Annotated in this window: 8 protein-coding genes; 6 read left to right on the forward strand and 2 right to left on the reverse strand. The window is 66.8% G+C overall.

Annotated features, from left to right (window positions below; genetic code table 11):
* Positions 1 to 493 precede the first annotated feature (493 nt).
* Positions 494 to 3,646 carry a VCBS repeat-containing protein gene (locus AB0M29_RS41330; RefSeq protein ID WP_365392097.1) on the forward strand — a complete coding sequence of 1,051 codons (3,153 nt, stop codon included), beginning with the start codon at positions 494 to 496 and terminating at the stop codon, positions 3,644 to 3,646.
* Between the two features lie 649 nt (positions 3,647 to 4,295).
* Positions 4,296 to 4,772 (forward strand): hypothetical protein, encoded by a 477-nt coding sequence (locus tag AB0M29_RS41335; RefSeq protein WP_365392099.1) that lies wholly within the window; start codon positions 4,296 to 4,298, stop codon positions 4,770 to 4,772.
* Positions 4,773 to 5,570: 798 nt separating this feature from the next.
* On the opposite strand, the gene AB0M29_RS41340 is transcribed toward AB0M29_RS41335, so the two are convergent.
* Positions 5,571 to 5,960 carry a hypothetical protein gene (locus tag AB0M29_RS41340; protein WP_365392100.1) on the reverse strand — a complete coding sequence of 130 codons (390 nt, stop codon included), beginning with the start codon at positions 5,958 to 5,960 and terminating at the stop codon, positions 5,571 to 5,573.
* 279 nt (positions 5,961 to 6,239) lie between these two features.
* On the opposite strand from AB0M29_RS41340, the gene AB0M29_RS41345 reads away from it, so the two are divergent.
* The 4 genes from AB0M29_RS41345 to AB0M29_RS41360 all read left to right on the forward strand — a co-directional run bounded on the left by AB0M29_RS41345 (position 6,240) and on the right by AB0M29_RS41360 (position 9,257).
* On the forward strand, positions 6,240 to 6,890 hold the full coding sequence (locus tag AB0M29_RS41345; protein WP_365392102.1) for a helix-turn-helix domain-containing protein: 651 nt from the start codon (positions 6,240 to 6,242) through the stop codon (positions 6,888 to 6,890).
* On the forward strand, positions 6,887 to 7,465 hold the full coding sequence (locus AB0M29_RS41350) for a helix-turn-helix domain containing protein (protein WP_365392104.1): 579 nt from the start codon (positions 6,887 to 6,889) through the stop codon (positions 7,463 to 7,465). Before AB0M29_RS41345 ends, AB0M29_RS41350 begins: the two co-directional genes overlap by 4 nt.
* Before the next feature lie 92 nt (positions 7,466 to 7,557).
* Complete coding sequence (locus AB0M29_RS41355; RefSeq protein WP_365392106.1) at positions 7,558 to 8,202, forward strand: plasmid partition protein; 645 nt, start codon at positions 7,558 to 7,560, stop codon at positions 8,200 to 8,202.
* Complete coding sequence (locus AB0M29_RS41360) at positions 8,199 to 9,257, forward strand: hypothetical protein (protein ID WP_365392108.1); 1,059 nt, start codon at positions 8,199 to 8,201, stop codon at positions 9,255 to 9,257. The genes AB0M29_RS41355 and AB0M29_RS41360 overlap by 4 nt, the downstream gene beginning before the upstream one ends.
* Positions 9,258 to 9,501: 244 nt before the next feature.
* Here AB0M29_RS41360 and AB0M29_RS41365 read toward each other — a convergent pair.
* The coding region (locus AB0M29_RS41365; RefSeq protein WP_365392110.1) for a hypothetical protein at positions 9,502 to 9,745 on the reverse strand (244 nt) is incomplete at its 5' end.

Here is a 9,745-nt window from a genome sequence, read left to right on the forward strand (position 1 = left end):
GGCACGCCAGTGGCTCCGCTTCGCGCTCACTGACGCCCAATCAAATAGAGCATGGCCGAACCATCGGTCGAAAGACATACCCCACCCCAAGGAACCCTCTACCGAGCGTAAAGATCACCTCGGATCCAACCCTACGAAGCCCTCCACTCACAAGCAGTTTTGAAGGGTTGACTCAAACACCTGTACCAAAAGGGCATAGACTCGCCCGAATACGTCCCCTATGACCCGCATCGACAACTGATCCACGTTGGCAACTGCTCGCATTTACGGAATCCATGATTCCACATTTGCGCGGCGGACAACCGGCGCGCGGCAGCCTTACAATCAGTGGTTAAAAAGTCGGGCAGTCGAATAGCCTGCGGCACGACACAATTTGATGCGTCCCGAGAGGATTTCGATGACAAGCTCGGCTCTACGGCTCCGGAAGCGAGAACGCTGTACAGCGTTGCTCGTCGCCCTCGCTCTTCCCTTGGCGGCCGCGAGCACCTTGACCATGACCACAACCGCGGTCGCCACCGACACCGGCTCCCCAGCCCTGACCGCCGACTACGATTCCCAGGCCTTCGCCAAAGCGGCTGCCACCGGTCAGCGCGTGGAGGTGCTGCAACGACGTGAGGAGTCCGCACAGGTCTTCGCCAACCCCGGGGGATCTCTGACTCGACGTCAGTACTCCACGCCGATGTGGTCGAAGCTCGAAGGGACCTGGCGTGCGACGGACCCCACCTTGACCAAGCGCGGTGACGGGACCATCGCCCCGGAGTCGCCCGTGTTCGGCCTCGTCTTCTCCGGTGGAGGCAGAGCACCGTTGGCCACCATGACCAAGGGAGACAAGCAACTCTCCCTTAGCTGGCCGGCACGGTTGCCTGTGCCCGTACTCAACCGCAACACTGCGGTGTACCCGTCCGTGCTTCCTGACGTCGACTTGAAGATCATCGCGCAGGTCGACGGGTTCGCCGAACAGCTCATCGTCAAGACCGCCGCAGCCGCCGCCAATCCCGCGGTGAAGACCATCAAGCTGGGCATCACCTCACACGGTGTCACCCTTGACGACGACTCCTCCGACAACCTGCTGGCCAAGGACTCGCACGGGAACGTCGTCTTCAGTGCCCCACGCCCGAAGATGTGGCAAGCACCGGCGGCTGCTGCAGCCCAGGCGCCGTCGTCCAAAGGTGCCCGGGCCGCCACCAGCAGCTCAGCCGCAGCTCCGACGGCAAGCGCGCCCGTGGCGGCGGACGTCAGCGGCGGCACCCTCACGCTCACCCCAGATCCCGTCGCCCTGGCCACCGCCGACAAGTTCCCGCTGGTCATCGACCCACCGTTCACGGACGGTCACATAGAGAAGTGGGCGGTGGTCTATTCGGCGTTCCCCACTGAGAGCTATCCCAACGGCTCGGGCTGGCACTCGGACAACCCGCCCGACGAGCCGCGAGTCGGCTACAACGGTTCCGGCTCAACCCGGTCGTTCTTCGCGATGAACACCAACGGCCTGGAGCTGGCCGACATCACCGACGCGACCTTCGCAGTCACCGAGACCCACTCCTGGGGCTGCGACCCGTCCGTCGCAGGACCGACCGAACTCTGGTCGTCAGGCAGTATCGACACCACCCCCACCTGGAACACCAGCGGTGGCCTACTCGCGACCAAACTGGCCTCGGACTCCTTCGCGCACGGCAACCCCACATTCTGTCCCGGCAACCTGGGTCATGACTTCCAAAGCACGGCGCTGACGAACTACGTCAAGCAGGCCGCGGCCAACAGCTGGGGCACCCTGGTGCTCGCTCTGAAGGCCGCCGACGGCTACGAGTCCAATCAGAACAGCTTCAAGCGCTTCACGAACAACCCGGTGCTCGAAGTGACCTACAACTACGCACCCAGCCTCGACTCCTCGGCCGCCTACGAAGGCTCGTGGAACCCGGCTGGCGACGGCAACAAGAAGATCAACTGTGGTGGAGTGATCGGCAACAGCGGTTTGGTACTGACTGCTAAGGCCACTGACAAGGACGGTGGCAAAGTCACGGCCGACTTCTCCGTCACCAACACCACCACCAACTCGGCGGTCAGTTTCAGCCCCCACGCAGACACCGTCTTGAGCGGTCAGACCGCCTCCGTCACGGTCCCCTCCAAGTCTCTGCCCAGCGGCTCCTACGCTTGGAGGGTCGGCATAACCGACGACGAAGGCACCGGCGCGCCCCTCCTGGGCACCTGCGCGTTCACTGTCGACCGCGAAGGTCCAACCGACCCCGCCACGGTCACCACCGCTGACGGGGGCGACCCCACCACGGTCAAGACCACTGCTCGCACCGCACGGCAGCTCAAACTCAGTAACTCAGCCACGGACCTGGCCGGCTTCTGCTACCTCATGGACAGGCCACTGTCCGTATCCGGAACCCGCTGCTCCAACGGCACCTGGGTAGCCGCTGACAGCAACCACAGTGCCACCATCACCGTCACGCCGACCGGTTGGCCTTCCAGCACCCTGCATGTCATTGCTTATGACAAGGCAGACAATCACTCGCCCTACGACGGCGCAGACGGGAGCCCCGGCGACACCGTCGCCTTGCCGACGTTCAAGTCAGAGTTCGTCTATCCCCCGGGAGCAGACCCCAGCAGCAGCCTGGCCACAGCAGATCTCCCTGGTGACCTCAACGGCGACGGATACTCCGACTTCGTCGCCGTCGACTCCAACGCCGACGCCAAACTCCGCCTGTACCCCGGTGACGGCACCGGCCATGTGGGCGCCGCCCAACAGGTCGGCACCTCTGGGTGGGGCGGCGCTCTGATCGCCCACCGCGGGGACTTCGTCGGATTCACCAGCCCTACGGCGCCGCCCGACGGCTACGAGGACTTCCTCGTCCGCGTCGGGGGAGCGCTCTACCTGTACCCGGGCAACGGGCTCGGCGTGCCCATCTACTCGGCCCGCCGCGAACTGGTCCACCCGTACAGCAGCTGGGCATACATGCTGCAAATGATCATGCCTGGCAATATTGACGGCAAACCGGGCAATGACCTGATCACCGTCGAGTGCGTCGATAACCACGCTCCCTGCACCCAGGCCAAACTCTGGCTCTACAGCGGCAAGGTCACCAGCGACGGTACCGCCGACCAGACCGAACCCTTTGACATGTTCGGGCGCACTGAGATCGGATCTGGCGGCTGGACACACTTCACCAACCTCGCCGTCGGCGACCAGAACGGTGATGGCACGGGCGACATCGTCGCCCGCGACCCCGATGCCGGAAAGCTGTATCTCTACCCCGGCAGGATCGACAGCACCACCGGGGTCTTCTCCCTCGGCGCCCGTACCGTCTACGGCGACCCCGGCTGGACCACCGCCGCCCGTCCCCTGCTCACCTCACCCGGAAACGTCCAGGGCAAGGTCGTCACCGCCACCGTTGATTCGGACGGGACTGCCATCACCTATCACCAGTTCCAGCCCACGCCGGGCGACGAGTACGGCGACTTCTGGGCCACCACCGCTGCCAGCACCACCGCCACGGTCACCTACGTTGACAGCAACGGAACCGCTCAGAGCACCACCTGCCCCACCGGCTGTCTCCTGTTCTACCCAGGCAGCCCCACCTGGCATCGCGCGCCGAACCTCGTCGGCACCGCAGCCTGGAGCAGCCAAATCACCGCCATCTACTGACCCATGGTCGCGGGGTGACGCCGACGAGCCGGATACTGGTCCGTCGGCGTCACTGACCGCACCATCACCCCACCCCCTCATTCGATATTTTGATATGAGGGTCCATGCGCAAAGGTAGGAGCCGGGCCCGGATAGCAGCGGTCGGCGGGTCGGTAGGCACGCTCGTCGCCGCTACCGTGGGCGTTTCCGGTCCCGCGTCCGCCGAGGGCTGGCCCATCGTGCAGGCACGTGAAGTGGTGCTGAGACCGTCGGACAACTGGCAGACGAACGCTGGTGACGTCCACGCCCGCGGTGGACGTCACCATGGTCTACGCCTTATCGATCACTCCCCTGACCGGTCCGGCGGCGGGCTCCCGCCTGCCCGAGGGGGGCTCCGTCACCGGGCAGTACCCCGGCAAACCGGCCCTTGCGATGACCGCGGTCTACCTGTGCAAGGTGGCAGGCAGGGGGACAGTCCGCACCGATCCTGTCCTTCGCGCCCCAGATCGCGGCCAACACCACCGGTTACTACGGCGCGGCCTACGCCGGCAGGCTCCAGCCTCGACGCTGCCATCGAGACCGCCCGCACCCCGCGGCCACGCCCGCCGACAGCACCCACGGGTCCGGCACCTTCACCGTCAAGACCCCGGCGCATGTCGCCCAGAACACCATGGCGTTCACCGCTCCCGACATTCGCGCCGGATCCTCCGCCTCACACACCATCCACGTCCACGCCGTCGACAACGGCAACCTGTACGTCTACTTCACCCAGGCGTCGGGCCAGATCGACTGGGGCGGGTACGGCGACCGGACCGGAACGGCGAACCTCGGAGTCATCGACGTGACCCCGGGCGGCACCGACATCATGTACACCGTCACCGTGACCGCCGGTACCGAGAGTTGGAAACTGCAGACCACGGCCCTCCACCAGGTCTACACGTACGGCATCGACTGCCAGCGGGCCCAGACAACCTTCGCCGTCAACGGACTTCCTGTCCACGAACGCCACCTGCTGCTCGGCCGCGACATCACCGGCCGTCTGTGGCAGTACACCGGAACCGGCACCACCACCGCGCCCCTCGGCCCCCGGGCCCTGATCGGCTCCGGCTGGAACACCTACAACCAACTCGTCGTCCCCGGCGACTGACCGCAGACGGCAAAGCGGACCTCGTCACCCGCGACTCGACCGGAGCGCTCTGGCTGCACCGCGGCACAGCCACCAAGACCACCCCGTTCACCACTCGCACCCGAATCGGCGGCGGCTGGAACACCTACAACACCCTGGCCTGACGGGCGCAAGCGAAATTGACTGATCACCGCCCGACCTGGTCGGAGCGGTGGCGGCAGACGAGTCGGGCTGTACGCCGGGTTCATCTGACCCACCGCCCTGACCTGCACTGATGCAAGCCGAACCGGCTGTGACCTGCTAGGACGGGTTGCAGAGGCAATCGGAGGCAATCAGAGCCAACCGCTCTGATTCGCCCCCGATTCGACCCGAGGCGTTCAGAGGCGTTCAGAGGCAGTCAGAGGCATTCGCCCTGAGCAGCTTCCTGAAGGTGCCTGGTCGAGCCGCGATGGGGACGCCTGCCTCCGTCCGGAGCCAGACGCACGAAAGCCTCCAGGATTGCAGTCCTGGAGGCTTCGCTGGCACCGACTGGAGGTCGGTACTGACACCACCTGCGGTTTTAGCTGGCCTGTGGTGGTGTCCACGTCCTTGCGAGACACCACCACAATGCCATACGGCGACCCCCCAACGCACTCCCCCAACACCGCTCTTCACGCCGCTGCGAGGCAGTCAGAGGCAGCCAGAGCCAGCCACTCCACGCCGCTCTCGCTCCGCACGCTTCCCCGGTCGGCAGCCGACCTGATCCTGCTCGGTGATCTCACCGGCCGCTACGCCTCCGGTAGCTACACCCGCCTCTCCCTAAAGGGCCGTGGCGTGGCTCTACGCCACAACCGGCAAGGAGCGGCCGACCACGGCCACCGCATCACCGCGGCGATCGCCTGCCACGTCGCCCGCGCCCACGGCACCGTGGACGAACTCCTGCACTTGCTCGTGCGGCCCGACCATGAAGGCGGGCGCCACGTGCGGACCGTCGCAGCGCGCTCCGGCGACGGCCGCGCCCGCGACTACGTCCAGCGAGTCTGGGAGTCCGCGTGCGCGCTCATAGGCAGCACCGTAGACGTGGAGTCCCGGCACCATGTCCACGAGGGGCTCGCCAGCCTGCGCGCCCGGATAGAGACCACTCCTTGGCGGGGCGAACGCGGCCGAACCGCGCTGCGCGTGCTGCTGGCGCACATCGCCTTCGCCGAGACGGCCGGTGGCCGCAGGCATAGCGCCAGTGAACGGCAGACCGCCGAAGCCGCGGGCATCTCCCGCCAGGCCGTCCGCGCGGCCTACGCAACCGTCCTCAAGCCCGCAGGGTGGCTGCGTCGACTGAAGGTCGGTCGCGGGACGGAGGGCTCGGCCTGGTACCTCGGTGACGGCCCCGGCCGGCCAGGCCCCGCGGCATCTCAACCGCGGACCACTCAGCGCCCCCCCGACACGGCACTTGAGGAATGGTCCCCCACTGAGACTGCGGCCGAAGTCGACTCAACTGCCATCAGCCGCCTCATGGCCCACGACGCATTCGCGCATCGAGGCCTGGGCAGCAGCAGCCTGTTGATCCTCAGCGCGCTCAGCACCAATCCCGTTCAGCGCGTCGGCGAGCTGGTCGCCGCCTCCGCAGTCTCGCGCGCCACCACCTATCGGACTCTGAAACGCCTGGCCGCGGTCGGCCTGGTCGTACCGACCGGCGCGGCCTGGAGCCTGGCACCCGGTGCTCTGGAGGGCATCGCCGACGATACGAGCCTCCCGAGGGCTGCCGTGGCTACCTCCGCCGAGCCCCTCCTTGAGTGGCAGACCATCGCAGTCCTGTGCGGCACGACCGGAATCGGCGAGCGGCGTCGGCTTCGGCACGCTGCCGAGCGCGCGACGTACCGGGCCGCTCTGGAACAACGAGCATCCCACCGGAGCAGGGCGCTGGTCGTCATCCATGACGGCCGTCAGGTCGTGGTGCCCTCGGTGCACCCCGATGAGCTCCCGGCTGCCTGGCGCGGCCCGGGTGGAGTCGTGGTGGACCCGTCGACCGGGCGGTTCGTGCCGGGCTGGCGGGTGGCCACTGACGGGCGTCTGATCCACCTCGGCCCCGGCGATGAACGTTCCTACGACGAGCTGGCCGCAGCCCACGCGCAAGCCGTCCTGGCATGGGAGTCCGCCGCATGACGGCCACGCTCTCCGCGGCCGCTGAGGCCCGCCGTCGACAGGCCGTTGAGTTGGGCCGGCGCTACGACGAGGGGGCGTCCGTCGAGGAGCTGGAACGGGAGACCGGGTTGTCCCACGGCACCGTCGTGAACCGCCTGCGCCACGCCGGGACGGTGATGCGCACTCCTGCGCAGACCCGTCGCCTGCGTGCCGGTGAAGAGCAGGAGCAGGCCCGCCGTGCACTCGGCGTGCGCCTACGGGCCGAGTACACGGCCGGGGCGAGCGTTGAGGCGCTGGCCCTTCAGGAGGGCCTCTCCGCGCGGACCGTACGGCGACGGCTGACGGACGTGGGAGCCGTGCTCCGTTCCGGTCAGGAGACCCGTCGTGCACGAGCCGACGCCCTGTCGGTCGAGGCCCGGCGGCGATTGGCGGCTGAGTTGCGGCGCGGCTACGAGGCCGGTGACGGCGTGCCGGACCTGGCGGTGGCCTTCGGCACGTCCGTGAGCACCGTCTACCGCCTGCTCCGGCAGGCCCACACGGTCATGCAACCACCGCACCGCCACGGTCGGCGCGATCGGGCTGCGCGGCCGCCGTGACTGTCGCAGCCCGCACAACGCTCATGCGCGGCCGCCGCACATCGGACCGGCCCCTTCCCCCATCCACATGCCTTTGGCAGAGAGCAGACATCGTGATCATCGCGCACATCAGTCCCCGAACGGCAGGCAAGACCACCTCCGTCGGGTGGCACGCCCACGCGCTCCACGAGCGCGGCTATCCCGTCAGCGCCTTCGAAGCAGACCACAGTCGCCAACTCGCCGAATGGGACGTCCGAGCCGGAGGATTCCCCTTCCCCGTGCAGCAGCAACCCTCCCCCATGTTCCACAAGAACGTGTCGCCCAGCCTGACCCCGGGGCAGATCGCGGTCGTCGACTGCGGGCACGCCGAGGACCACCGCGCCATCGTCCTGTCCGTCCTGCGCGTCGCCGACCTGGCCATCCTCAATACCGCTCCGACCAGGTCCGATGTCGATCGCATCGAGCGGATGCCGATGCGTGAGTTCATCGAGGACGTCGCCGTCCTGCGTCCCGATGGCGAACCGCCGGAAACCTGGGTACTGCTCAACCGCACCACCGCCAACTCCCGCTCCACCAACGACTACCGCAACTACCTGGCAGAAGACGGCTGGAACGTGTTCACCACAATCATCCCCAACCGGCAGATGTACGCCCAGTCGATGCTCTCCCCGGTCACCGCCAACGGCTCCGCGTACGACGCCCTGGTCACCGAGATGGACGACCGCGGCATGCTCCCGAAGCAGGAGGTGCACAAGTGACCGCCGCCATCAACCGCACCGACGCACTGCGCCACCGCCGAGACCAGAGCAACAAGGTGGTGCACAGCCAGCCATCCCAGCCCGCGACCGGTCGCCCTGCGGACCTGGTCATCACCGCCGACATGATCCCCGACCCCCCGGCCGTTGACGCAGCCGGCGATCTGTCCCACACAGAGATTCACGACCTCGGCGTGTGCGAATGGGCGGTCGATCACCTGGCCACTGCGCGGTGGCTTGCCGGGAAAGCCTTGCAAAGCATCCGGGACCGCAAGCTCTACCGCCAGGACCACCGCACCTTCGAGGAGTACGTCCAGGACCGGTGGGAGATGAGCGAACGCGCCGCCTACCAGGCGATCGAGGAGTGGCCCCTGGCCGAACGCCTCCAGCAGACACTGGACAAACCCGTCACGCCCTCGCACACCCGCGCCCTGCTGCCGATATCACACCGATTCGGCCTCGCCCCCGCCGTGGACCTCTACCAGCAGCTCGCCGCTCGGACCAGAGCTGACGGCCTGCGCCTGACAGCCGCCCTCACCACCCGCATCGTCCACACTGTGCTGGAAAGGACCGGCACCAAAGCCGAAGCACCGCAGTTCCTGGAAGCCACACGTCAGTTGATGAGCGCGGAGGAACTCCCCACGCCAGAACCGACCCGGCAACAAACATCCGCACTGCCACGCATTCCGCCTCGCCCGAGCGACCCGGATGTGCAGGTCGGACCTTCACTCGATGCCCGACGTCTGGCCGCTGGGCCCGACCTGCAAAATTTTACAGAAGGTCACGAGCACGTAACGGAGCCGTCCGGATTGGAGACGCCGCCCCCTCCCAGGCTCAGCGGCAGCCGCGACAACTCCTCAGACTCCCCCAGCCCCCAGAACATCATCCATTCCCTCGAAGCCATCCTCCAGAAGGTCCGGGACGTCGAAGAAGCCATCGACTGCCTCGCCGCAGTCGATCCCTTCCATGACGGCCTGGCCGAAGACCTCCGCAGAGAGATCCACCGCAGGCTGCTCCGCGCCGCGGAACCTTACAAGCCCTTTCACCCCCGCCCGTGAAGCCCATGAGCCACCGCCACGAGGTGGTAGTGGCCCGCACCGACACGCCCCTCAGGGCCCCGGCGCCTTCTTGAATAGTGCGAAGCAATCAAACTGATATCGAGAGAGGCGAAAGAAATTGACGAGGACGCAATCGTACAAGCTGTAGCTCGCGCTCTTCAGCAGAACCGCGCTGCTCAAGCGAAGGAACACGCACGATCACTACCATCCGGTCGGCTCATATTCGCAGTCCTGGCAATCGCCTTCATACTCCTTGTAACGTAAGGCGGTTGATTCCAAATACCTGCGCACCTTGGCAGGGTTCAGCAATGACGTCGAGGACCCTGGTGGGCCTGGGCGGAACGTGCCCCGTCGCGACGAAGGTTGAGTGATGCTCACCGCAGGCTGAGTGAGCCTCTTCGAGGTGGCCATCGATCGGGTGACGGTTGACAGCCGCAACGAGCGAGGCCCCCGGACTGTTGATCGAGATGTCTGACGTCTCAATCACG

It is taken from the genome of Streptomyces sp. NPDC051976, from assembly GCF_040680795.1.
GTDB lineage: Bacteria > Actinomycetota > Actinomycetes > Streptomycetales > Streptomycetaceae > Actinacidiphila.